Consider the following 23,842-nt stretch of genomic DNA (forward strand, 5'->3'; position numbering starts at 1 on the left):
GTGGTGTCAAATGGATGAGGAAATTCGTCACATCCCGCAACCGATTCGAGACGATGGAGCCGGCGCAACCGATTTAGGCCCGCGAGACGTTCTGCGCGATATGGAGAACCCAGATATGTTCGTTCCCCCTAAAACGGATGCGGGGACGATTCCTAATTTAAAATTTTCATATTCTGATACACATATGCACTTGAATCATGGCGGCTGGTCGAGAGAAATTACCGAGCGAGAGCTGCCTGTTTCAACAACGATTGCTGGTGTAAACATGCGGCTTACGCGCGGAGGTGTTCGTGAGCTTCATTGGCATAAGCAGGCGGAATGGGCATATATGATTTTAGGCAAAGCCCGGATCACATCTGTAGATGCAGAAGGACGGAATATGATCGCTGATGTAGAAGAAGGAGACTTGTGGTATTTCCCGCCCGGTATTCCGCACTCCATTCAAGGTCTTGAGGATGGCTGTGAGTTTCTCCTTGTGTTTGATGATGGTGCTTTTTCTGAATTTGATACGTTCACCATCACAGACTGGTTTGCTCATACACCAAAAGACATTCTTTCTGCTAATTTCGGCGTGCCAATCAAGCTGTTTGACCGCATTCCACATAAACAGCGCTATATGTTTCAAGGCTCTTCACCGGCATCTATTGAAAGCCAAACAGTCTCTGATCCATACGGCGGCATCAAACCGCCATTTACCCACCAGCTCCTTCGTCAAAAACCAATCGTGACCTCTGGTGGAACCGTGCGAATCGTCGACTCACGCAATTTTCCAGTATCTAAAACCATTGCTGCTGCACTTGTGGAGGTAAAACCTGGCGGGATGAGAGAAATGCACTGGCACCCGAATAATGATGAGTGGCAATTCTATTTAACCGGTACAGCCAAAATGACGGTTTTTGGGGCAGGCGGGACAGCTCGCACTTTTAATTACAGAGCAGGTGATGTTGGTTATGTTCCTTTCGGGATGGGGCATTACATACAAAATATCGGGCAAACGAGCCTTTGGTTTCTAGAAATGTTTAAAAGCGATCGATTTGCTGATATTTCATTGAACCAATGGATGGCCTTAACCCCTCCTCAATTAGTGAAGGAGCATTTGCATGTAGACGATGCATTGATTCATGCGTTGCATAAAGAAAAATCACCAGTTGTGAAGTATGAGCGATGACGAAAAAAACCGATCCATTTGTGCTGATCGGTTTTTTCTATGCTGTCATTACGATACGGCATGGGAATGTTGCTGCGCTTTTTTCGCCCATAAAATAGAAGCAATGAAACTCATACAAAGCACCAGCGTTCCAAACATAAATGGCAGCTCAATATTCACATCAAATAAAATACCCGCAAGACTTGGCCCGACGATATTCGCAAGGCTCATAAAGGAGGTATTGAGGCCGCCTGCTACCCCCTGCTGATTCCCTGCCATTTTAGAAAGTAATGTATTAAGAGCTGGACGAACAAACGAGGTGGCTGATAAAAATAAAATGGAGCCCGTAAAAATGAGCCAAAAGGAAGGAGCAAAGCGGCAGGCGATCAGCATAAACGCCGCAGCTAAAAGGGCATAACGGACGACACGCATTTCGCCAAATCGTTTCACAAAGGTATTTACTAAAGCACCTTGAACGATGACACCCGCAAGTCCAGCTACTGTAATGACAAATGCAATATCCTTCGGTGTAAAGCCATGTTTTTGGTCCACATATAAGCCAAAGATCGATTCAAAATGAATGATTCCGAAATTCAAAACAAAGGCCAAGATAAACAAAAAACCGTATGGTGTTTTTAAAGCCTGAATCATCTGCGTAAAAGGATTGAAATGAAGCTCTTTATTCAATCGTGCTTCTTCCTGCTTTTCCTTTGTTAAAGTTTCAGGTAAGAACAAGAAAGACAACAGCGTCGACAGGGCTGCAAAGGAACCAGCGATGAGGAAAGGAAAAGCAATCCCAAACTCAACCAAATAACCCCCAACACCCGGTCCAATGACAAAGCCTAACGTCATTGCTGCACTAAATAGCCCCATTCCTTTCCCTCGATCCTTTTCACTTGTGATATCAGCAATGTAGGCAAACATGGCGGGCATCAGCAGCGCACCAGCAGCTCCGCCTAAAAACCGAGACACAAACAGCATCCAAAGCTGATCGGCAAATGCAAAAATAAATTGAGCTACCGTAAAGCCGGCAATCCCGGCAATAATCAATTTTCTGCGTCCAAATCGATCAGTCAGCGCTCCGGCGACGGGTGATAAAGCAAATTGTGTGAGGCCAGTTGCAGCAACGAGGAAACCAAGTGTTTTCCCAGTTGCGCCAAAGGCTTCAATATAACTTGGCATGACAGGAACGATCAGACCAAATCCAAGCATGGCAATAAAAATATTGAGCATCAAAATGTACAATCTGCCCATTTTTTTCATATTAAAACCTCTTTCTTCAAAATAAATGAAAATGATGACAAAAATGATAAGAACTTCTTCAGTATAGCGATATCGCTCTCTATAAGTCTAGTTTTTCAAAAAACAGCGTTTTTTCCCAAATAAAAAATACCCGCTGGTGGCGAGTATTTTGAGTATCCCTTTTTTATTCAGCTTGTTCATAGATGGAAAGAGCCGCCTGTAACCCGGCGCCACAATTGATGGCTGCTCCGTACTTCATCAAGATGGCTTCAAGGCCTGCTAAAACAAATAGAATATTTTCCTTTCGGCAGCTATAGCCCATTGAGCCAATTCTCCATATCCGTCCTGCAAGCGGCCCAAATGAACTCGCAATTTCAATTCCAAAATGATGAAGAAGATCAGCCCGGACCGCTTCTCCGTCGATATCACTTGGAATGACGATACACGTCACGACCGGCATTTTGCAGTCTGGATCACCAAATAATTCAAGTCCCATCGCTTCAAGTCCTGCCATTAAAGCCTTTTCATGAAACAAGTGGCGCTGAAAACGTTCCTCCAGACCTTCCTCTAGCACAAGTCGAACCCCTTCTCTCAGTGCATAAAGCATCGTTGTCGCTTCTGTATGATGATTTAACCGCCTCGGGCTCCAATAATCTTGCAGCTGGCTTAGATCAAAGTAATTGCTTTTGATTGGAGAAATGTCTACCTGTTTTTGCAGTTCGTCCTGTGTTGCAATCCCTTTTTCGACTTTCTTTCTCAATTGTACGACGTCTGCCACTCGTTCATTATATGTGATCGGTGACATCCCTGATGGAACAGACAAGCATTTCTGCGAGCCCCCAATTGCCGCATCGATTTTCCATTCGTCTACCTTGACCTCGACTCCACCAATTGTCGCCACAGCGTCTACAATAAAAAGCGCATCAAGCGCTCGGCATGCTTCACCAATTTTCTCAAGCGGCTGTAATCTTCCGGTAGATGTTTCACCATGAACCATCGCAACAATTTTCGGCTTGACTTGATGCATCTCTACGATGATGTCGTCTTGCTTAAAAACCGTTCCCCATTCACATTCCATTGTATGTACCTCAGCACCATAGCGCTGTCCAATTTCAATCAGCAAATGACCGAAGCGTCCAAAGACCGGAACGAGCATCACATCTCCGGGCTCGATCACACTGGCAAGCACAGCTTCAAGCCCTGAGCGGGACGTCCCATCAATTGGATAAGCCCATTCATTTTCTGTTTGAAAAAGTGATCGTAATAAGGTCATCGTTTCATTCATGATCTCTGTAAATGCAGGATCAAATTGACCAAGAATTGGTGTACTCATCACCCGAAGGACTCTTGGATCTACTTCGACAGGTCCTGGTGTCATAATGGTTCTAGTAGGTGTGTGTAGTTCTTTCATGTTATCCATCCTCTCCCTTGCTGTGTCCATCCTTATATGCCCACTTATACAGCAATGCTGATAAAATAGCAATCTCTTTTCTTACGAATTGATTACATAAAATTTACGATAAATCCATTTATTTCTTTATGGCAATATGATAGAAATAAAGAGTATACATTCCCTATGAAGGAGGAAATAGAATGAAAAGATCTTTATTTGGAACTGTGGCCGCCGGAATCATGATTTTCGGTACATTTGCCGCTCCGCTGCCTCCCGCTGCAAGTGCTCAAGGCTTTACTCTGAATGAACCGAGTCAAACCATCACCTTTTCCCCGTTACAGCTTCAAACCGAAACATCTGCTCAACATGCGAAAACAACCGCTTCAAGTCAAATTGATTCCTATTACCAATCTGCTGCTGGCAAATCTGGGCCTGCTCTTAAGAAAGCATTACACGATATTATTGATGATCATACGCAGCTATCCTACAGCCAGGTTTGGGATGCATTAAAGAAAACGGATGAAGATCCAAAAAATCCAAGCAATGTGCTTCTGCTCTATAGCGGTATCTCCAGGTCAAAGCAAGCAAATGGAGGAAACGTGGGACAGTGGAACCGGGAGCATGTGTGGGCTAAATCTCACGGCAATTTTGGGACGAGCCAAGGACCTGGTACAGATCTCCATCACCTTCGGGCAACAGACGTACAAACGAATAGCACACGAGGTAATTTAGATTTTGATATAGGCGGAAATGAATACAAGGGAGCGCCGGGCAACTTCTACGACAGCGACTCATTTGAACCTCATAGCCGGGTGAAAGGAGATGTAGCAAGAATGCTCTTTTATATGGCCGTCCGATATGAAGGCGATGACCGCTTCCCAGATTTAGAATTAAACAACAAAGTGAATAATGGAAGCGCCCCTCTTCACGGCAAAATGTCTGTCCTATTGAAATGGCACAAGCAAGATCCAGTCGATCAAATCGAACGGAATCGTAACGAAATCATCTATCAAACGTACCAGCACAATCGCAATCCTTTTATTGATCACCCTGAATGGGTAAGCGATATTTGGGAATAAAAAAGAGAGGCACTGCTATGAGCAAGCAGTGCCTTTCTTTTTTTCAAGCGGACAGACGAGACAATAATCAAGGCTCTCTGATTTTTTCTCAAGCTTATAATACATACAGCAAGTCTTTCGATTTGATGTGTCTAGCAAACTTTCATCTAAATTTAAGCTGTGCTGAAAAGGATTTTGCTTCGCTCCGAAAAGATCACCCGATGCCTTCTTCAGAAACAAATAATCCTCCCGTACGCGCTCTTTCATTTTAGGCTCTTCCGTTTCTCGCATCATGCTACGGTAAAGAGAATTGATACGTACCGCTACATTTTCCCATAAAATTGAATACGGAAGTCTTGAAGTACGTTTCAATACATCTAAAAGAGGTGTGACACACTGCGTAAATAGCATGCGGACGACCTGCTCTCTCCACTCATGACGATCTCCTTCTGACTGAACAAATGAACAGAGCGTTTCATCTAGCTCAATTTTACGATCTTCTCTAAAGACACACGCCTCTGGTGAAAACCGGTAGACAGCATCATACATCGTCATCAAGTACAAAGTAGAACTAACAGCTAAATAGGCATAGCGTTTTGAAAACATGGACGCCGCCACTGCTATATTCGGTGCATGCATCGCTTCCTTTTCAGCTTCTAATAAACGTCTGATAGATGCTTCTGAAAAAAGCGCAGCAAGTGTGCGATCAGATGTCATTGGTCCATTTGTGATGTGTACCCCGAAATCAAGTAATTCTCTCTCAACCCACTCTGGCTTCATATCAAAACCCCCATCTTTCGTTTAACGATTTCGCTGTTGATATAACAAATAAATAAAGAACGGTGCGCCGATTGCAGCCGTAAACACACCTGCCGGGACATCTAACGGGAGAAAAGCCGTTCTCGCAACTAAGTCTGCCAGCATCACGAGAATACTTCCAACAAGCGCAGATGCTGGAACAAGCGCAATAAAGGAACGACCGATGATCATCCTTGCAACATGCGGCGCCATCAGTCCGACAAATTCAATACCGCCTGCGAAGGCAACGGCAATACCGGCTAATGTCACACTCATCAGTAGAAAGAATAACCGCTTCGCCTGAACCTTGACCCCGAGACCTGTTGCAAGATCATCTCCAAGCTCCTTCACATTCATCGTTCTTGCCAGCACCATGACAATCGGTAAAATCATCAATACCCAAGGAAGCATTGCGATGACGTCCTTCATTGTAGAACCATATAAACTGCCCGTCAGCCAGATGTATGACTTGGTCGTGGTCATCGTATCGCTGAGCACAAGAGTAAACGTCACACACGCCTTCATAATGGCGGAAATCCCAATCCCCATCAAGACGAGCGTGATCGGCTTGACGCCTTTTTTCCATGAAAGCAAATAAATCAGGCATGATACCGCAAAAGCGCCTGCAATGGCCCACAACGACTGATAAGCAATAGGCACAGTGCCCATCCAAAAGACGATGAACATAATGGCGCCAAACGACGCACCGCTCGTAATTCCTATGATGTCAGGCGATGCAAGCGGATTTCGAATGAGACCTTGTAAAATAAGCCCCGATACCGCAAGTGCCGCTCCCACTAAAACCGCAAGCAGGGTCCTTGGAATCCTCAACGTATTTAATACAAACGTATTTCCCTCGCCTTGTCCGAAGATATGTAGCAGCACATCAGCAGGCGGAATAAACCGGCTGCCCATACAAAGGCTCAGAATAAATAAACCAAAGGCAATGCCTGTCAATAATAGTAAAATTAAAAACGTCCGCTTTGAAAATTGAAATGAAATGCGTCCGCCCTTTGAACGCACTGTGTATGTTTTAGCCACCTGTCTTCAACCCCTTGCGCACGAGATAAACAAATAGAGGCGCTCCTGCTACCGCCGTCATGACACCAATCGGTACTTCCTGCGGCATGATCAGAAAACGAGCGGCAAGGTCTGCGACAAGTAAAAGCGACGCCCCTACAACGGCACAATACGGCAGTACCCAGCGGTGGTCAGGTCCAACGAGCTTTTTCACAATATGCGGCACAAGAAAACCAACAAATCCAATGGATCCTGCAACAGCGACGGAACCTCCTGCTAAAAAGACGACAAGTACCCCCATCGTCATCTTCAAAAGAAGCGTACGCTGGCCAAGCCCTTTCGCAATATCATCACCCGATAAAAGGACATTGATCGAGCGACCAAGAAGCAGCGCCACCACAGTCGCCCCAAGAATATAAGGCAGCACTGGCAGCAGCATATCTATACTTCTTCCTGACACTGAACCAGCCATCCAGAACAGGATGCTTTGAATGGACTGTTCATTCACGATTAAAAGTCCTTGAGTAAAGGACGCAAACAGAGCAGATATCGCAGCACCTGCGAGTACAATTTTGACCGGTGTCAGTCCGTCTCTTCCAATGGAGCCTAGAAGAAAGACGAGCATACCTGCAATGGCAGCGCCTAAAAAGGCCGTCCACATATAACCTGTTAACGACTCAGTAGAAAAGAAAACAATCGAAATCACAATAAAAAAGAGTCCACCTGCATTAATACCTAAAAGATCTGGTGCAGCCAGCGGATTTCTCGTCAATGCCTGCATGAGTGCACCTGAAATCGCTAGACTTGATCCAACAACCGTCGCAATTAAAGCTCTTGATAATCTGGATGTCATGACAATCACACTGTTTGGATCTGACTCATCAAACTGAAGAAACGCATGGATGGTGGCTTTGAGGGAAATTGAGGTTTGCCCAAGAGAAATACTGAGCATAAAAAAGACCAACATCAACACGATGAATCCAGCAAATAGCAGTGCCTTGCTCGAATCCTTTTTTAATAAACTTCTCATCTGATTCCCGCTTTCAATCTGTTATGGAAAAAGGAGAAAATGGTTTTTCACATTTTCTCCTCTGCTACACTTATTTATCAAGCCCTAGACGATCATAAATATCATCAAGCATCATGTTTGCAGCGGTGATACCGCCAGCCATGTTCCAAGTGATTTCATCCACTTTATGCACTTGTTTCGCTTTCACTGCATCAAGCTGCTTCCATAAAGGATGACTTGTCCACTCTTTATATGCTTTTTCAACTGCTTTATCCTGATCATCCATGAAGTAATAGATCACATCTGCATCCATTTGTGGAATGCTCTCTTTGTCTGTAAGTGTAATGATATCTTGCTTTTTATCTTTGACATTTTTTGGACCTTCAAAGCCTAGCTCTGTTAAAATTGAACCTGCAAACCCAGTTTGATAGATTCTTGCATGATCTGCACGGAAGTTCACCACAGACACACTCATTGGCCAGTTTTTAATGTCTTTCTTTGCCTTTTCTTTGAAATCAGCGACACGGTCATCCCACTTCGTCAGCAATTCTTTTGATTTATCTTGCTGATCTAGCGCTTCACCCATTAACTTTACTGTATCTTTAAAAGTATACACTGTGTCAGTTGCAACAGTTGGCGCGATTTCTTTCAGCTGATCAAATATTTCTTCGTGGCGAATCTTTGATGCAAAGATGACATCTGGTTTCAGCTTTTCAATTTCTTCTAAGTTTGGTTGTGTTTCCTGCCCAACAATTTTGACACCCTTTAAATCATCTCTTAAATATTTATACGTAGGTGCTTCAAGCCAAGATTCTACAACACCCACTGGTTTAATGCCCATAGCGACGGCTGCATCAGTTGCTCCTTGATACAACGTCACCACACGTTTAGGCGATCCTTTAATTTCAGTTGAACCGATAGCGCTTTCAACGGTTCTTGTTTTCTCATTACTATCTGACTTGCCTTCGCTGCTATTACTGCCACAAGCCGCAAGTAATATGATGGAGAGCACAACTAATAGCGACCAAAAAGATTTTTTGAACATGTACCTCACCTATCCATTCTATATGTAGTCATATCGTTTGATAACGATTCTCATTATCACACTATGATTTTATCATAGAAAAGGATGGTGTCAATGTAAATTTTTAAGAAAAAGGTAGAGTGTTGACTAGTTGTTCAGGTTAATTGGAACTTTTCCACATTTGGATTGTATGCCCAATCTTTTTTCCTGATTCTAGTAAAATGGACAAATGAGTATGGTTTTCTATCACTTGGTAAACAGATTGATTTTTCACCTGCTGATTTGGAAGCGCCAGATATGGATGAAATTTGTCTACGTCGTATAACTCATCCTCGCTTCCAACAAACATGCCATAAGGCTGATCCAGCCTTGCAAATTGTTTTTGAGGTGCAGATGGCGTTAAGGCAAGAGACATATTGATGGTAATGCATGTTAAAAGAAGTGGATCTTGTGCAATCACCCATGCTGGGTAGTGAAATCGTACAGCTTCTGAATGCCCCATCAGCCTTCCTTTTGTCATCGCAGATAGCACAAATTTCCAAACTTGAACTGTGGCAAAAGGGACTTGATTAGACTTCGCTGTGTCAGATTTGTAGCCAAATTCAGGAGCAATAAAAAAGTAACCGTCTACTTTTCTTTTTTCACCCCAAGATAGATATTGAAGCAGCAATCCAGCTCCAGAGGAATGACCACAAAGATAAAGTGCTCCTTCGTGCTGCTGTTTGATGACATCCACAACTTGCGAAATATCTTGCCATACGTCAGTGACTTTGGGTGTATCTCCCTTTTTTCCTCCAGAATGTCCGTGACCTCTCAAATCCAGCAAAAACACATTCACGTGAAAATCATGCTGCAATGTATAGGCAATATGCTCATAACCAGCCAAGCTGTGAGCGCCTCCGCCATGAATGATGATCACATTGGTCTGCGTGTTTGTTTCTGATAAAAACGGATAATAAGCAAGACGTATGCCGTCATGTGATTGAATGAACTGTCTTTCTGGAATAGCTACAGGAGCTGCTTCCTGCATACTTGTAAATGAGAACGGTTCTGTTTCGTTCATAATTAACTTTTGATCCTCCAATTAGAAACGAGAATGGCTAGAGCATTGCTGGCCATCCTCATGTTCGCATCCTATTTTGTCATATCCCTCAAAGGGAACGTCTTACTCTCAATAATAGCGACAATTTGTTTTAACGCTTGGTTCGCTTCGGGAATAGGGAAGACAGGAAAGACGTGATTCATTTTTGGGTATTCGATATAGTTGATGGGAACACCCTGCTTGTCTGCCATCTCTTTAAATTTCCGGGCATCTGGGAGAAAGAATTCATGAGTGCCAATAAAAACAGAAATTCGTCCTAACGATTTGATTTCTCCATAGATCGGGCTGATCAAATGATGTGTTTCATCTGTATCACCTGCATAGGCTTTGCCCGATTCGATCAGTAAATCTAGGTTGAGCATTGGCTCTTTTGGAACCATTTTAGCGATATCAGGATGACTTAATGTCACATCAAGCCATGGTGATAATAGAATCATGTTTCCAGGCTGCGGGAGACCTTTTTTTGCTAAGTATTGAGCAAAGGCGAGCGATAAACCGCCGCCAGCAGAATCACCCATGATGACGATTTTTTCTGGTGTTCCTTTTTCTAAAAGAGCTTGGTAAACTGGGAGAACACTCTCGATTGCATCCATATACTGATGATTCGGTGCTTTAGGATAAACTGGCACATACACCGTACTATTTAATTGCTTCGTCAATCGATCCAAGAAACGCCAATGCCATACGAGCGGCTGCTCAATATAGCCTCCTCCATGTAAAAATAGCACCTGATGATCATCTGGCTGCACATCTGATTTCAACATGTACGTATCGACTGAAAACGTGCTGCTTTTGGTGATGTGATATTTCTTTTTCAACTTCTCAGGCAGCACATAAGGTAATTGATTCGCCATTCTTCGTTCTTCTAAATACCCCTCAACATTCAGTTTCTTCTTTGTAAGTACAAGTAACCATTCAACAAACAAACTTTGAATACTTCGCATACGATCGACCCCTATAGATAGAATGATGACAATCAATGTCTAGGAAAAGAATGGTTTCTCTTTTTCTAAAGCATAACATAAGAACTTGTGAATCCGTTAACTGCTTTGGACAGAATACTTTTTCTATACATCTATTCATTTATGAACACCTGTCTATTTATATTATATTTTCTAGATACATCATCATCAATTGTCAATCTTTCAATCATTGTTCATTAATCAACACATATTCAAAAACTGTTCATTTAAACACAAAAAAGACGAGCGTTGACCACTCGTCCTTCTTCCTCACTTCACTTCCTCATGCTCATGAGCAGTATCTCTTTTGCTCGCGATAAAGAGTGCACAGGTCATCGCAAGAATGGCCAGTGCCCACCAGAATGTCGATACGGCCTGTTCATGATCAATGATAATCAAACGGATGACAGCTGTGATGCCAATATAAATAAAATAACGCAGCGGAAAATGAAAGTTGGATTTAAAGTATTTAATGATTAAGGCGATAAACTCAAAATACATAAAGAAGATCAGCAGCTCGCCAAGCATTCCATAATAGCTTTCTCCTTTGTTAAACACTGTTTTATAGACGAATTGTACGATGTACCATGTTTCACTAATTAAGAGTACGCTTAGCGCAATCGCTAGAAAGAACAGGCAGATATTCAGAAGGGCTTGCAGAAGATCAGGTACCTTTTGGAAATTGTTGAATCGTTTCATCAGATTGTTCCCCATTCCATGATGTTGTTTTTGCTCTCTACATTTTGGTATTCCAAAATCGCAGCACGATGTAGTAGGTATCGTTCTTTTCTCCACTTTCAAACTGTCCATGCATTCGGGACATCATCCGCTTGATGCTTCGTTCCCCGAGTCCATTGCTTTCCGGGATGATGTCTGTCTTTTTTATCGCATTGCTCACATGGATTTCAAAGACATCTAGGTCGGATAAAAAAGTGATCTGAATGTCCTTTTCAGGATCTGCGTATTTACGTAAATTTGACATCACATTATCAAACACTCTGCCAAGTTCCTCGACGTTTACGTTAATATAGCTATCCGGCATTTCGCCTACAATATGGACCGTGAAATTCTCCTGATGCAGCAGGGCGACCTGATCTGATAGAAGATCATAAATCACTTCTTTCACTGCAACGGTTTCAAGCTCTGACTCGTGCTCTTTATCCAGCAGGAAATAAGCAAATAGATTGTCAGACAGATTCTTTAATTGCAGGGCTTTTCCATACGCACTCGCTATATATTGCTCCTTGCGGGTATCCGCTAGAACCTCGTCTTTTTTCGCAAATTCCAGATTCATGATGAGTGATGTCAGCGGGGTCCTCATATCATGCGACATTTCGGTCACTAAACTGCGGCTCTCTTCCTGCAGATCATCAATAGCGTGAAGCTTGTCCAAAAAGGCTGTTCTTAAATCCTCAATGCTCTTTGCAATCATGGCCAATTCATCATGCCCCTTCACTGTCATCTCATAATCGAGCTCACCGCCTTCAAGAATATGAATCTCTTCACGGATTGTTTGCAAGTACCGCAGACTTCGGCGAATGCCAACAAGTACAATCATGAGAAAAATGAGTGTTGCACCAAGCAGTTCTAGTGTAAAGGCGAGATCGTGATATCGAGAGGAGTAAAACCCGTCTACCATAACCCTCCCTTCTCCGTCGCTAAATTGAACCGGGTAAGAATGACGCTTTGCGTAGTCGGTCACCTTTTCTTTCCCATAGGCCGATTCGTCAGCGGCAGAGTAAATCGAGTCATATTGAAGCACTTCATCCTTGTAAACAGTGAGATTAATATAATCTTCTTTTTTCACCCACTCACCGAATGCTTTTCGATCCGTTGAAGTCAGCTCATGTTCTGAAACGTAGCGGCTGAATGTTTGAATGTATCTAGCAGATTCTTCCTTATAGTACTCATCCGAACTTAAATATCCTTCAATCAGGTGATCAGTAATCTTTTGCAGTGTCAAAAAGACAACACCACTTACGATAGCAGCGACCAAAATGAGCAGTGACAGCTTTTTGGTCAGCGTATATTTACGATGTGCCAAACCGGTATCCTCTCCCCCATTCTGTTTTGATATACACGGGACGAGCCGGGTCATCTTCAATTTTGGCACGCAGCTTTCGGATATGCACCATGACCGTATTGTTTGAACAATAAAAATAAGGCTGGCCCCACACGCTTTCATAAATATTTTGAGCAGAAAATATTTTGTTTCGCTTGTTCATGAGCAGTTTTAATATCCGATATTCTAAATCAGACAACTTGATTTGCTGCCCACCTTTCCATACTTCATTAAATTCTTCACTCACCTTCAGGCTACCGCCAACTAAATAGGTTTCTGCCTGTTCCTTTTTTTCCTGATAGATGGTATATCTGCGCAATTGCGCCATGACCCTAGCGTGAAGCTCCTCCTCTGAAAAAGGTTTTGTCATATAATCATCTCCGCCAGCGAGTAATCCTTCTGTTTTATCCAATGTACTTGATCTGGCTGTCAGAAATAAAATGGGAACGTTTGAGGAGGCTCTTATTTGCTGGCACGTTTCTATACCGGAGATACCTGGCATCATGACATCCAAAATCACCAAATCCAGCGAATCATCTATAACATGCAATGCCTGCTTGCCATTCATGGCTCTCAACACCTCATACCCTGTACGTGTCAGAGATTCCTGCAACAGGTCACCAATATCCTGATCATCCTCTACAACTAATATTCGATGGGTCATATCTCTCTCACCTCATCCTCCATGACTTCATTCTTATATATTATTACTATATATCATCTAGCTATGTGAAAAGATACACCATAAATCTTAAGTGTTTATGAATATGATCAATTGCCATCAAGTTGTCACATTTATTTTCAAAAAATTGGATCTTCATAAATGATTAAGAATTGGCCTGTATATTGATTCATTGAAGGATCTATCTTTAGATCCAATACATGAAAAGGAGCATTAATATGAATGTAAGCAAGGTAGAACACGGACAACCAATGAGTCTCAAAGAACGGGTGCATTTCTTGGATATCGTACGAGGATTCGCCTTAATGGGGATTATTTTGGTCAACTATTTTTTGATTGTGGATTCGGTCAAGGGATTTGAGATGGAGTCTAATGATGTATTTCACAACTTGGTGAATTGGTTTGCTTCAGGAAAGTTCATTACGTTATTTTCCTTTCTATTCGGGGTTGGGTTTATGATTTTTATGGATCGAGCTGCTCAGAAGGTGGACAGTCCGAACAAGCTGTTTGCTCGCAGATTAACCATTCTCTTAGGGATTGGTCTTCTGCATGTCACGTTTGTATGGATTGGAGATATTTTAACCTATTATGCTGTCGCGGGCTTCTTATTGCTTTTCTTTTACAAACGCACAGCCAAAACCATCCTGTACTGGCTGATCACACTCTTTGTGATTCAATTGCTCACGCCTTTTTTCACCATGCTGCTCAATACCATTAGTACGGGATCATCAGGCAAGCCGGATTTTGCTGATTTCGAGCTGACTAGCCACAACAGTCTGACTTATTTAGCATCTATTGGTGACCGGTGGTCCGATATGGTCACGATGGCTTCCAGCTCATTTTCCACCGTCTATTCGATGTTCTTCATGTTTTTACTTGGTGTGTATTTTGTGAAAATGTCGTTTTTCAAAAACATGGAGACGAAAAAAGCGATTTGGAATCGTATTTGGATGATTTGTACAATCGCTTTTCTTATCACACAAGGCAGTACGATTATGACAGCGGTCACCCCTTTTGAACATACGCCATGGATGAACATTGTCTCAGCACTTGAGCAAAACGGAGGATTAACTGGCAGTATGTTCTATATGAGTTCACTTGCGATGCTGTTTTTGCATGTTCCTCAGCTGCGAGGTGCTTTGATGGTTTTTACCAAGGTCGGACGGATGTCCCTGACCTGCTATTTGCTTCACTCGATCATTGGAACAGTGCTGTTTCTGAAATATGGAGCCGGACTTGCAGATCATCTTCAACCCGCTGGTACGTTCTTCATTGGCATTGGCGTGTATGCCTTCCTTGTCCTTTTCAGTACGTTATGGTTAAAGCGATTTAAGTCTGGACCGATGGAATTTATCTGGCGTCAGCTGACGTATGGAAAGGTCAATGACAAATCGAAAACAAATACATTTCAGGCGGCGAAGTAATAGAAAAAAGGCGAATTACGACAGTTCGCCTTTTTTTAATGTGTTAAGTTTTTTGTGATTGAGATACAATCCGTTCATTTTTAATATTGATCCATCATTTCTTGCAATTGAGTCAAATAACTCTCTTTTAATTCATCGGGGTATTCAATTTTCACATGTTTCCCAAATGAGATCAAATAGTGAGTCATATACGATAATTCTTCTTGGTTGTACCCACCCACTATATAAGGCGTATCATCAATGGTCTCCAATCTCATATTCGGATAATGATTCTTCAAAAACTTCTCTTTCCCTTGTTCCGTTAATCGACATTTAAAAGAGATATCATGATAGGTTTTTTCGTATTCGAGCTGCAGTGCTTTTAATTCTTCCTTCGTAAAAGTGTCTTTCGTTTCTTCTTCGATCATCATGTCCGTCATACAATCACATCTGTAGATGCCCCACTTTTTATTCTGAACATCATATGCTTCGGTGAACCAAATCCCATTTCGATAAAACAACTCAAGAAATTGTAGCCTGATCCTTTTATGTTCATATTGAGTGTATGTCATCTTCACGATTTGATCTTCCATCATTGCCTGCAATATCAAATCCAAATGATGTTGTTCACTCACTGGTGCGACATGATAGTAATGAATCACATCCAAAATCTCCGTGATCCGATGTTTTCTCTCATCAGACATTGTAGCAAACAGTTTTTGGCGAATCTGTGAGTAAGACTTTTTAAATGGTGTTGCTGACAACAGATCTAAGGCTTTAAGAGCGAAAAAAATGGCTTGAACTTCATCTATTTGAAAATAGATCGGAACCAATGGAGATTGATTCACGAGCCGATATCCTCCATGTCTGCCATTTTCAACATAAAAAGCTAAGCCCATGGACTCTAGCTCTTCCATATCTCTTAAAGCCGTACGTTTAGAAATGCCAAATTCAGTTTCTAAATCTTTTAATTGAAATGAATATTTATCACTTAAAAAAATAAGCTCTTGGTTTAAGCGTTCTGATTTTTTCATTTGATTTTCCTTCTGAAAAAGGTGACATGTTTTGTCACCTTTATATTTTATACTCAGTTTATCAAAAGAAAAGGAGCATGTATATGCAAACACTAATCATTAACGCGCACCCAGATTTCACTCATCGAGAAAGTTATTCAAACAAACTGCAAACACTATTTTTAAAGCAGTTTAAAGAAAGATTTCCTCATGAGGAACCAACCATTTTACATTTATATGGAACTGAAATTCCTCGTATCGAAAAAGACCAGCTGCTAGGAATTTGGGATAAGCAAGCATCTGAACAATCATTAACAGCTGCCGAAGAAAAAATCGCCGCTGCTTCATCTGCTCTATTGACTCAATTCAAAGCACATCATCGAATTGTAATTGTATCACCTGTTCATAATTTCAATGTGACTTCACGAATGAAAGATTATATAGATAATATCTTTATTGCGAGAGAAACGTTCAAATATACAGAAGATGGTTCAGTTGGTCTGATGACTGACGATTATCGTGTACTTTTGCTTCAAGCAAGTGGCTCAATTTTCACAAATAATGATCGGTACACACCACTGGAATTTTCATATTATTATCTAAAGGAAATATTCCAAAACTTGATGGGATTTCATCAATTTCATATTGTCCGGGCACAAGGAACAGCGATTTTAGAGCAAGATGTGATCTTACAATCTGCATCTGATGACATGACGAAAACCTTAGATGCGTTTTATGCACCTCGTTAACCTCTATATTTTCAAGACCCAGAACGAAAAATTTTGCTCACTTGTCATCAATCTTATTTTTCGTTTTGGGGTGACTCCTATCTACTAGTACAAATATTATTGATGACTAATGCTGCCGTTTCACTCGGATGGCTAAGAGGGAAATGGTGGCCATACGGAACAAAATCAACCTTCCCAAGATGCGATGGCGCAAAATAGCCTCTGTCATACTCACCCCAAATCATGTGTAAGTTATCCTTTGTGACTTCTTTAAAGTCACCTTGATCGGTTTTCCGTAATAAATGGTTAAGCTGAACCGTCGTATTTAAAATTCTAGGAGAAGTAAAGCTGTTTCTGATTTTTTCAATATAATGTTTAGGGATGCTCTTCGTGCTTTCAAACAAACCATTTCTTAACACATAACGCTCTATCAAATGAGTCGTTGCCAACCTTAATGTCCATTTGTTCAGAAATTGAGGAACATATAGTGATCTTGCCTTTTGTTTAGCAACAGGCGGCTGAAGTAAAGTGATGGAATACTTCTTATCTATGTAATTTTGTGCTAAAGCTTCTAGAAGAATATACGCACCGAATGAATGGCCGATTAGATGTGCACCATTCGTCGCTTTTTCTATTACTTTTTTCACTACATTTAAATAGATATCTAGAAGATGTTTCTCTCGTTTAAATGGAGAACGCCCCAAACCAGGAAGGTCCAAGATCCATACAGGTTGACCTGTTTTCTCATGAAGCTCTTGTGCTAAAGGAAATAAATCTTCTCCATCACTCAATAAACCATGTAATAAAATAAACGGCTTCCCTTCTCCTTGTAATTGGTAAAGGGTGTTATTATCGCATAATGTTCGTTTAAATAAATGTTGGTGCTCACCATTTTGAGCCATCATTCGATAATCTAGATCAGCTACTACAGCAGGGAAAAATGTCATGACACTCGTCTTCTTAAACCAATCTTCTTCCATTATTTTTTTCACTGAAGCATTTGAAAACGTTCGTTTTGTCATAAAATTCAATCCGTCAGAAGGAATGTTTGTGAGTTTACTTACACCACTCTTCATGATAGCTTTCATCAGTGGCATTGGGACAGAGATGCTAGGTGCCTTCATATTCATACTTTCTGACATCATACTTAATAGTCCAGCAACGTTCTGATCGTGCTCTTTGTCTTCAACAAGTGTATATGTTTGAATAGCCGGCTGCTCCAACTTGAAAACCTGTACAATACACTTCGAAAACCCATCGTTTGAAATAAGTGGTAACCGATAGTCCTTACCTCCAGGAATCACCGGCATGAGCCCTCTTCGCATACTCTTTACAAGCAAACCCAATCCTGCAATTTGCTCTGTACTCCCTGTTTGACTACTACCGACGACAGTTGGCGGATTAATGACAGAAAGCGGATAACCTACTGCTGATGCCTGTTGACGAATATAAAGATCTGCTAAAAACTTTGTTCTCTCATAAGGATTTTTTATTTTTAAGTAATCGTTTCCTTCTTCAAACACGTCAATTGAAATCTTGCTATTTTGATCATCAAAGGGACTCATATAACCGACAACATGAATAAATTGCTGCAAGCCCTTCGATTGATGAATACTTTTAGCTAACTCACTAATGTGTTTGGCGCCATTCAAAAAGATAGAAGCTGCCTCTTTACTGGTTGCTTGAATATCCATCGGGCCTCCTGCGTGAATGATCACATCCGTTTTCAATACCCTCTCCTGATCTTCAGCACTTAGACCCAAATCGACTTTCGTCAAATCCCCTTCAACAAAGTGCATCACTAACTCTTTTAAAATACCTCTTTCTTGAAAAATGCGTGTCGCTTTACTTTTTGACCTCACTAAAAGAAGAATCTTCACATCCTCTTTGGCTAATTCTTCTACTAATTGCTTTCCGATAAAGCCTGTACCACCCGTTAAAAATACTGTTTTCATGTGAAATCTCCTTTTTAGTACTACATAGTACTAATTCGATGTAAAAAAAAATGCTTCTTTTATCGAAGCAAGTTAAATAAATGATCTGCTGTTTTTGTGATGACAGTGGCATCCTTCAATGTTTCTGAAACAAATAACGCTCCTTCAAGATTTGTCATAAAAAGTGATGCCACCTCATCAATCTGAATCGTATGTCTGAATTCCCCGTTCTCTACCCCTTGTTTCAGTAATAGAGAAACTTTCTCTTGTAATCCTGTGAAAAAAAGTCCTATTTTTTCTTTTATTTGTGTGGCCTTTGCAGGACTTTGAATATAAAGAGTAATAAATGGACAGCCGCCCTTATACTCTCTCGACTGAACGCCTTGTGATAATTGCTTTAAAAACAGTTGAATACGATCTTCAACTGAAAATTGGGTCTGAGACAGTACGTCATCCATTGCAGCTTGATACATGTCAATCCAATAATCAACGACCCCTTCTAATAATTCTTCCTTATTAGAAAAGTGATAATACACATTAGACTTTGATACTTTGCTTACACGAACTAATTCGTCCATACTCGTATAAGCAAACCCTTTTTCTAAAAATAATGTTGCAGCTACTTCAAGTACCCGTTTTTGATTTATTAATTTTGCCTTTGTCATAATTAGAACTATACAGTACTAATTTATTCAGGGCAAGTATTTATGTATATTTAGAAAAAAGTTTGATGCTACAAAATATAATGGCTTTAATGGGCCTGACTTCACGAACTGGATTAATCTGTCATTCCAGGAAGAATACTGTATACTTCTCCACATTTACATAAAAAAAACACAACACCATGAAGGTCTTTAATTAACAAATGGTATCATAACGATATCACTCGAAATTAAATGCCTTCAAAAGCGTTGTGTTTCAATGTCTTTATTAACAGATTGAACCTTCCATCTCGAATTTAATTAATTTCACCCGAAATGGCACGAATTGATTTATAAAAAGGTAGCCCAAACCCTTGATATATAGCTATTTCTTTAAATCGTATAAAATGGATTATAATTTTAACTTGGCACAAACTTGGCATGTTATTGGCACGGTGTTGGCATTGGAAAAATCATATAAAATCAGGACTTTACAGTAAGCACTCACGGCAAAGCAAATTAACACATTATAAGAGAAAGATGGTAAAGTTGTTATAAAATACATAGCTATTCGATAGATCGTTAATATCTTTATTATAAATGGGGAGGCTGGAAATACTTGGACAGGCTATTGTCTATTGGAACGAAACATGGATGTTTTACTATAATCGCTGGTTTTGAAGCATATCAAGAAGAAGTTGCTAAAGATAGAATTGTAAAACTAGAACAAGATAAGCAAAAGTTTATAAATGGGAGGGAAAATCCTAATAATAATATTGAATCTGTAGATACTTTTGATGAATGGATACAACGTTACAAGTCTCATAAGCTATATAAATGTCAGTGTAAATGTGGAAAAGTAGTTTATATGGTTGAGACTGATTTTTCAGGAAAAAGATGGATAGATTGTGAAGGGTTTGAAGGTATAGGAGAAGATAAAAGTTGTGGGTTAAAGCAAGAGCGTATTAAAAAGAGAGTAGCTTCATATCCCAGAGTAAAAGACGAAAGCTATCATATTGATTATTCCAATACCACACATGAATCATTAGAGATATTAGAATGTATTAATGAAAATTATGAGGGAATACCTATTACATATGACAAACGAAAAAAGGGAGCTGGAGCTGGCAAATGTATTGTATATAAGTTATATAAATGTCGTTGCTATCTGTGTGGTAAAGAATATGAATTTAAATCATCAGATTTTGAGATAAAAATTGATGCATACGGGTCTAGAGCGATGGATGGATATTATTGTAATGCTTTTTGTGACTGTCATAACATTTCATCATTTCAATGGCGAACTATTAAAATACTAAGAAAACAGAATGTAGCATATAGAGTTGAGGTTGAGTTTCAAGACTTATATGGTGTAGGGCAAAAGAAATTGTTGCGTTATGACTTTGCTATTCTCGGTTCAGATAATAGCATTAAATGTCTTATTGAGTGTCAAGGTGAACAACATTATAAGCCTGTAGATGAGTTCGGTGGTGTTTCACAATTTGAGTATCAAGTAAAGAATGACGAATTAAAACGTAAATATGCAAAGTCACATAATATACCTTTATTCGAAATTCCGTATACTTGTAATACATACGAAAAGGAAATGAAATTTCTTAAAACTGCTGGAATTTTTTAATCACATATTTTCAGATATCGATTAAATTAACTGCACTTGTCAAGATGCACTAAGCCAATGAGATAACGATTGTCGGACATCGGATTAAGGGAGCATAAAATTCTAATTTATCGGTGTGTTTGATTTGAAAGTACATAAGACACTTAGATGTCTTATTTTATATCATCGTCAATTATCCCAGTCAAATCAAATTGTTAGTTCTTCCCCTAACCCGTTCGTTCAATAACAATTATTATCTTGATATTACTAAAAAAGAAGAAGACGAACTTAAAAAGTTCGCCTCCTGCACTGAAAAGTAATTTCAACATGGCACGAATTTGGCATTGCGTTGCCATTGTCTGAAGTCACATAAAACAAGGATTTTACAGTAAGAACTCACGGTCGCCGCTGTGAGTTTTTTTCATTTTTTTAAGGTGTTCTTATTGAGATAAAGCACCCGTTAGTCAAGCATGCAAAATATCAGGTACTTATTTAATCTCCAATACTTCCTCCATATACTTTTTAAATGCATCATTTTTCCAGAATCCCAGCCGAATCCCGTCAATTCCTCTAGTCATCAGAATATAGTAAATATTCAACACAAATAAGGTAAATTCATGTGCATTTTCAGGGCTTTCATCGTCTTTGGAGAACTTGCCGTTTACATTATGAAAATTCTCTGGATTGCCGAATAACCGTCCCTTTGCATCGACTTGAAGATCATTGCCGACTAAAACACCGACTTTATTCAAATCGATACCCTGGACTGCAAAAACGGAGCCAATCTGATCCTCAGCATCGGCATCCACTGAATTAATCCAATTTTCTTGAGTGGAATTCCATCTTCGTTTGATATTTCCTTCATGCCAATGAGTGATTAACGGGTCTTTGCCATCAGCCTGCTTCCAAGGTTCAACTAATCCACCTAGCACACGGTTTATATGTTCAGGATTGAAATTTCTGTCTTCTTCTACCCAATCAATCAAATTCTTTAAAGGTTCCGTTTCAAAATAGCCAAAATAAGCATCAGCATTACTATCTTGGAACACAGCTCTGTCAAATTTCGGGTTAAAATTCGTTTGTTTTAATAGACCTGTATCCTTATACAATAGATATTTAATACCATTTACGAAGTCTTCTGATGAATAGTTCTTTCCTGCTGGAGCTTGGATTCTAAATTGTGTTGTTAAGTATCTCTGTTCAAAGTCTTTGGTTGCTTCTTTGAATTGCACACGTGTCATATTGGCAGGGCGAATAGCTTGCAATACGTCATACATTAACACGATTTGACGGCCTATTTTTTTTAAAGACTCCAAGTGGTTATCATCCTGGGCAAATCTTCCCTTATACACTTTGTTGAAGGATGCCATTTGCTTGGAAAATTTTCTAGAAAGCTTATGAGATTCGTCAACAATTACAACATCATAATTTTCATCGGCATTAATCAACTGTGTCGAGGTAGCAAGTGTCAGGTTACTGTTGTTCATTCCATATACTCTAAAGATATCCTTTGCCGTTTTAATCCAATTAGGCTGCAAAACGACTGCTATTCGCTGATTAGGTTTTTCTTTCAATAGTTTAGCGACCAAATGAGTCAGCAATACGGTTTTGCCAGTCCCTGCATCCCCATTAATCACAAAGCTTTTATCAGGATTCGATTCAATCTCTTCAAGAAAGCCCATTTGCTGGTTTGTTAATTCTTTGATTGGGCTATATTTGACCAGTGCACCATTGCGCAACTCCTCTAAAGTCTTTGTGCTTACCCATCCATTAGGGTATAGCTCTTTTTCCCAAAAAGGTAAAATAACTTCTGAAGCAACCTTTTCTCGTTCTCGGTAGTCATTGACACTGTTGCCATAGGTTCGATTAATAATCTCATCATTATCATATTGAACCAGCTGCTTTTTAGATTTTGGATTGTCGGCCATAAAGTAGGTTATCAGCTGGCTTTCGACATCATCTAAGGCTGAACCGTTGAAATAGGATGAAATAAGAATCATTACTTGGTCGAAATCTGCTATATTAAATTTTTCCTCTTGACCATTGTAGTGCTGCCTATTCCGCTCAGTAAAGTGTTTCGTTTGTCCAATGTAAACCTTTTTCGACTTCGTACCTTTGTAGATATAAACGACATTGCCATTTCTAAGAATATTTTGTTCAGACTGGCGAAGTTTATCGAAACCTTCCAATTCTCCATTTTTCACTTTCAATGTTATACAGTTGTACTTAGCCATTGCTTAATCCACCTCATCCAGTTCATTATATTTCTTTTTTTGACCAAAGCTTTTAGGAACTGGATATTTCTCAGCATTTTTAATCAATTTTTCTGCGATGATTTCATCAATATCAAATCCCAGATTATCAGCCATCATATAAGAGTAAATCAGCACATCTGCCAGTTCTTCTTTAAGTCGCTCAGGATTTTCTTTGGATTCTTCTGGTGTTTTCCATTGAAATAATTCCAATAATTCATTTGCTTCTAAAGAGATGGAAATTGCCAAATCTTTTTCATTATGAAATTGCCGCCAATTGCGCTCATCTCTAAATTGATTAATCCGCTGCATTGTTTCACTCATATTAATTTCCTTTCATTCCTTTCAGAAAATGTTTCCCCTATCTTGATTATTGAACCAGGTATAGTAGGTTTCTTTTCTAACAATCCTTCAATATTTATGTACATATTTAGTTTATGTTACGAACCTTCCTTCTTCAACTATCCTGTCCCTTTAATTCAATAAAAAGAGCAACTACATAAAATAGCTGCTAAACGATTGGAGGGGTTGTTTTCAATTAAAAATAACAAAAAGCTATTAAAACTAAATGACATATTAGGCTTAAGTCTTTCCGCCTAACTTCTCAAGCCTTTTGAACAAAACATTTTTTTATTAACATCCTTTAATTTGGATTTTCGATATTCCATATAATTGGCTGAACGATGAACTTGATAGGATACTAGCCTTTTTTCTTGTTTTCTGGTTTCTGCCGATATTGGCGATAATATGCTTT

General features: G+C 40.0%; 21 protein-coding genes. 5 read left to right on the forward strand and 16 right to left on the reverse strand.

Annotated elements, in window-relative coordinates; genetic code table 11:
- Nucleotides 1-10 precede the first annotated feature (10 nt).
- The gene (locus FXF70_RS00870) at nt 11-1,168 is read left to right on the forward strand and encodes an oxalate decarboxylase family bicupin (protein ID WP_148779675.1); all 1,158 of its coding nucleotides are present in this window, start codon (nt 11-13) and stop codon (nt 1,166-1,168) included.
- A gap of 48 nt (nt 1,169-1,216) precedes the next feature.
- On the opposite strand, the gene FXF70_RS00875 is transcribed toward FXF70_RS00870, so the two are convergent.
- Both FXF70_RS00875 and FXF70_RS00880 read right to left on the reverse strand, forming a co-directional pair.
- Nucleotides 1,217-2,410, reverse strand: coding sequence for an MFS transporter (locus FXF70_RS00875; RefSeq protein ID WP_019743815.1), 1,194 nt, complete (start codon nt 2,408-2,410; stop codon nt 1,217-1,219).
- Nucleotides 2,411-2,573: 163 nt separating this feature from the next.
- A complete protein-coding gene (locus FXF70_RS00880) occupies nt 2,574-3,809 on the reverse strand; it encodes a pyridoxal-phosphate-dependent aminotransferase family protein (RefSeq protein ID WP_025207926.1) in 1,236 nt (411 codons plus the stop codon).
- A gap of 173 nt (nt 3,810-3,982) precedes the next feature.
- Between FXF70_RS00880 and FXF70_RS00885 the strand changes: the two genes are divergently transcribed.
- Nucleotides 3,983-4,861, forward strand: a complete 879-nt coding sequence (locus tag FXF70_RS00885; protein ID WP_116306160.1) for an endonuclease I family protein — start codon at nt 3,983-3,985, stop codon at nt 4,859-4,861.
- Nucleotides 4,862-4,876: 15 nt separating this feature from the next.
- Here the strand turns inward: FXF70_RS00885 and FXF70_RS00890 are convergent, their stop codons facing one another.
- From FXF70_RS00890 to FXF70_RS00930, 9 genes are all read right to left on the reverse strand, one after another.
- A complete protein-coding gene (locus FXF70_RS00890) occupies nt 4,877-5,620 on the reverse strand; it encodes an IucA/IucC family C-terminal-domain containing protein (protein WP_148779676.1) in 744 nt (247 codons plus the stop codon).
- Between the two features lie 21 nt (nt 5,621-5,641).
- Nucleotides 5,642-6,679 carry a FecCD family ABC transporter permease gene (locus tag FXF70_RS00895; protein WP_057079118.1) on the reverse strand — a complete coding sequence of 346 codons (1,038 nt, stop codon included), beginning with the start codon at nt 6,677-6,679 and terminating at the stop codon, nt 5,642-5,644.
- Nucleotides 6,672-7,688 carry a FecCD family ABC transporter permease gene (locus FXF70_RS00900; RefSeq protein ID WP_007500383.1) on the reverse strand — a complete coding sequence of 339 codons (1,017 nt, stop codon included), beginning with the start codon at nt 7,686-7,688 and terminating at the stop codon, nt 6,672-6,674. The genes FXF70_RS00895 and FXF70_RS00900 overlap by 8 nt, the downstream gene beginning before the upstream one ends.
- Nucleotides 7,689-7,758: 70 nt before the next feature.
- Nucleotides 7,759-8,712 (reverse strand): ABC transporter substrate-binding protein, encoded by a 954-nt coding sequence (locus FXF70_RS00905; protein ID WP_148779677.1) that lies wholly within the window; start codon nt 8,710-8,712, stop codon nt 7,759-7,761.
- 139 nt (nt 8,713-8,851) lie between these two features.
- Nucleotides 8,852-9,754 (reverse strand): alpha/beta hydrolase, encoded by a 903-nt coding sequence (locus FXF70_RS00910; RefSeq protein WP_148779678.1) that lies wholly within the window; start codon nt 9,752-9,754, stop codon nt 8,852-8,854.
- Between the two features lie 71 nt (nt 9,755-9,825).
- A complete protein-coding gene (locus tag FXF70_RS00915) occupies nt 9,826-10,737 on the reverse strand; it encodes an alpha/beta hydrolase (RefSeq protein ID WP_035389322.1) in 912 nt (303 codons plus the stop codon).
- 288 nt (nt 10,738-11,025) lie between these two features.
- Nucleotides 11,026-11,454 carry a phosphate-starvation-inducible protein PsiE gene (psiE, locus tag FXF70_RS00920; RefSeq protein ID WP_024719769.1) on the reverse strand — a complete coding sequence of 143 codons (429 nt, stop codon included), beginning with the start codon at nt 11,452-11,454 and terminating at the stop codon, nt 11,026-11,028.
- Between the two features lie 37 nt (nt 11,455-11,491).
- Entirely contained in the window at nt 11,492-12,799 is a 1,308-nt protein-coding gene (locus FXF70_RS00925; RefSeq protein WP_148779679.1) for a HAMP domain-containing sensor histidine kinase, read from the reverse strand.
- The gene (locus FXF70_RS00930) at nt 12,786-13,481 is read right to left on the reverse strand and encodes a response regulator transcription factor (RefSeq protein ID WP_148779680.1); all 696 of its coding nucleotides are present in this window, start codon (nt 13,479-13,481) and stop codon (nt 12,786-12,788) included. The genes FXF70_RS00925 and FXF70_RS00930 overlap by 14 nt, the downstream gene beginning before the upstream one ends.
- 236 nt (nt 13,482-13,717) lie before the next feature.
- Here FXF70_RS00930 and FXF70_RS00935 point away from each other — a divergent pair, with 236 nt between their 5' ends.
- A complete protein-coding gene (locus tag FXF70_RS00935; protein ID WP_148779681.1) occupies nt 13,718-14,923 on the forward strand; it encodes a DUF418 domain-containing protein in 1,206 nt (401 codons plus the stop codon).
- Between the two features lie 80 nt (nt 14,924-15,003).
- Here the strand turns inward: FXF70_RS00935 and FXF70_RS00940 are convergent, their stop codons facing one another.
- Nucleotides 15,004-15,936 carry a helix-turn-helix transcriptional regulator gene (locus FXF70_RS00940; protein WP_017359296.1) on the reverse strand — a complete coding sequence of 311 codons (933 nt, stop codon included), beginning with the start codon at nt 15,934-15,936 and terminating at the stop codon, nt 15,004-15,006.
- A gap of 83 nt (nt 15,937-16,019) precedes the next feature.
- On the opposite strand from FXF70_RS00940, the gene FXF70_RS00945 reads away from it, so the two are divergent.
- Nucleotides 16,020-16,664: an FMN-dependent NADH-azoreductase gene (locus FXF70_RS00945; RefSeq protein WP_017359295.1), complete on the forward strand. Its 645-nt coding sequence runs from the start codon at nt 16,020-16,022 to the stop codon at nt 16,662-16,664.
- A 77-nt stretch (nt 16,665-16,741) separates the two neighbouring features.
- Here the strand turns inward: FXF70_RS00945 and FXF70_RS00950 are convergent, their stop codons facing one another.
- Complete coding sequence (locus tag FXF70_RS00950; protein WP_148779682.1) at nt 16,742-18,598, reverse strand: alpha/beta fold hydrolase; 1,857 nt, start codon at nt 18,596-18,598, stop codon at nt 16,742-16,744.
- Between the two features lie 59 nt (nt 18,599-18,657).
- Nucleotides 18,658-19,242 carry a TetR/AcrR family transcriptional regulator gene (locus FXF70_RS00955; RefSeq protein ID WP_148779683.1) on the reverse strand — a complete coding sequence of 195 codons (585 nt, stop codon included), beginning with the start codon at nt 19,240-19,242 and terminating at the stop codon, nt 18,658-18,660.
- Between the two features lie 595 nt (nt 19,243-19,837).
- Here FXF70_RS00955 and FXF70_RS00960 point away from each other — a divergent pair.
- A complete protein-coding gene (locus FXF70_RS00960; RefSeq protein ID WP_148779684.1) occupies nt 19,838-20,857 on the forward strand; it encodes a hypothetical protein in 1,020 nt (339 codons plus the stop codon).
- A 467-nt stretch (nt 20,858-21,324) separates the two neighbouring features.
- Here the strand turns inward: FXF70_RS00960 and FXF70_RS00965 are convergent, their stop codons facing one another.
- Together FXF70_RS00965 and FXF70_RS00970 are read right to left on the reverse strand one after the other, a co-directional pair.
- Nucleotides 21,325-23,070 (reverse strand): DUF2075 domain-containing protein, encoded by a 1,746-nt coding sequence (locus tag FXF70_RS00965; RefSeq protein WP_148779685.1) that lies wholly within the window; start codon nt 23,068-23,070, stop codon nt 21,325-21,327.
- A gap of 3 nt (nt 23,071-23,073) precedes the next feature.
- A complete protein-coding gene (locus FXF70_RS00970; RefSeq protein ID WP_136944536.1) occupies nt 23,074-23,412 on the reverse strand; it encodes a nucleotide pyrophosphohydrolase in 339 nt (112 codons plus the stop codon).
- Between the last annotated feature and the right edge of the window lie 430 nt (nt 23,413-23,842).

It is taken from the genome of Bacillus sp. Y3 (genome assembly GCF_008123875.1).
Lineage (GTDB): Bacteria > Bacillota > Bacilli > Bacillales > Bacillaceae > Bacillus > Bacillus altitudinis.

What these genes read in the sequence shown, in the direction of transcription:
- FXF70_RS00870 (WP_148779675.1), top strand. Translation starts at nt 11, where the DNA reads ATGGATGAGGAAATTCGTCACATCCCGCAACCGATTCGAGACGATGGA.
- FXF70_RS00875 (WP_019743815.1), bottom strand. Translation starts at nt 2,410, where the DNA reads ATGAAAAAAATGGGCAGATTGTACATTTTGATGCTCAATATTTTTATT.
- FXF70_RS00880 (WP_025207926.1), bottom strand. Translation starts at nt 3,809, where the DNA reads ATGGATAACATGAAAGAACTACACACACCTACTAGAACCATTATGACA.
- FXF70_RS00885 (WP_116306160.1), top strand. Translation starts at nt 3,983, where the DNA reads ATGAAAAGATCTTTATTTGGAACTGTGGCCGCCGGAATCATGATTTTC.
- FXF70_RS00890 (WP_148779676.1), bottom strand. Translation starts at nt 5,620, where the DNA reads ATGAAGCCAGAGTGGGTTGAGAGAGAATTACTTGATTTCGGGGTACAC.
- FXF70_RS00900 (WP_007500383.1), bottom strand. Translation starts at nt 7,688, where the DNA reads ATGAGAAGTTTATTAAAAAAGGATTCGAGCAAGGCACTGCTATTTGCT.
- FXF70_RS00905 (WP_148779677.1), bottom strand. Translation starts at nt 8,712, where the DNA reads ATGTTCAAAAAATCTTTTTGGTCGCTATTAGTTGTGCTCTCCATCATA.
- FXF70_RS00910 (WP_148779678.1), bottom strand. Translation starts at nt 9,754, where the DNA reads ATGAACGAAACAGAACCGTTCTCATTTACAAGTATGCAGGAAGCAGCT.
- FXF70_RS00915 (WP_035389322.1), bottom strand. Translation starts at nt 10,737, where the DNA reads ATGCGAAGTATTCAAAGTTTGTTTGTTGAATGGTTACTTGTACTTACA.
- psiE (WP_024719769.1), bottom strand. Translation starts at nt 11,454, where the DNA reads ATGAAACGATTCAACAATTTCCAAAAGGTACCTGATCTTCTGCAAGCC.
- FXF70_RS00930 (WP_148779680.1), bottom strand. Translation starts at nt 13,481, where the DNA reads ATGACCCATCGAATATTAGTTGTAGAGGATGATCAGGATATTGGTGAC.
- FXF70_RS00935 (WP_148779681.1), top strand. Translation starts at nt 13,718, where the DNA reads ATGAATGTAAGCAAGGTAGAACACGGACAACCAATGAGTCTCAAAGAA.
- FXF70_RS00940 (WP_017359296.1), bottom strand. Translation starts at nt 15,936, where the DNA reads ATGAAAAAATCAGAACGCTTAAACCAAGAGCTTATTTTTTTAAGTGAT.
- FXF70_RS00945 (WP_017359295.1), top strand. Translation starts at nt 16,020, where the DNA reads ATGCAAACACTAATCATTAACGCGCACCCAGATTTCACTCATCGAGAA.
- FXF70_RS00950 (WP_148779682.1), bottom strand. Translation starts at nt 18,598, where the DNA reads ATGAAAACAGTATTTTTAACGGGTGGTACAGGCTTTATCGGAAAGCAA.
- FXF70_RS00955 (WP_148779683.1), bottom strand. Translation starts at nt 19,242, where the DNA reads ATGACAAAGGCAAAATTAATAAATCAAAAACGGGTACTTGAAGTAGCT.
- FXF70_RS00965 (WP_148779685.1), bottom strand. Translation starts at nt 23,070, where the DNA reads ATGGCTAAGTACAACTGTATAACATTGAAAGTGAAAAATGGAGAATTG.
- FXF70_RS00970 (WP_136944536.1), bottom strand. Translation starts at nt 23,412, where the DNA reads ATGAGTGAAACAATGCAGCGGATTAATCAATTTAGAGATGAGCGCAAT.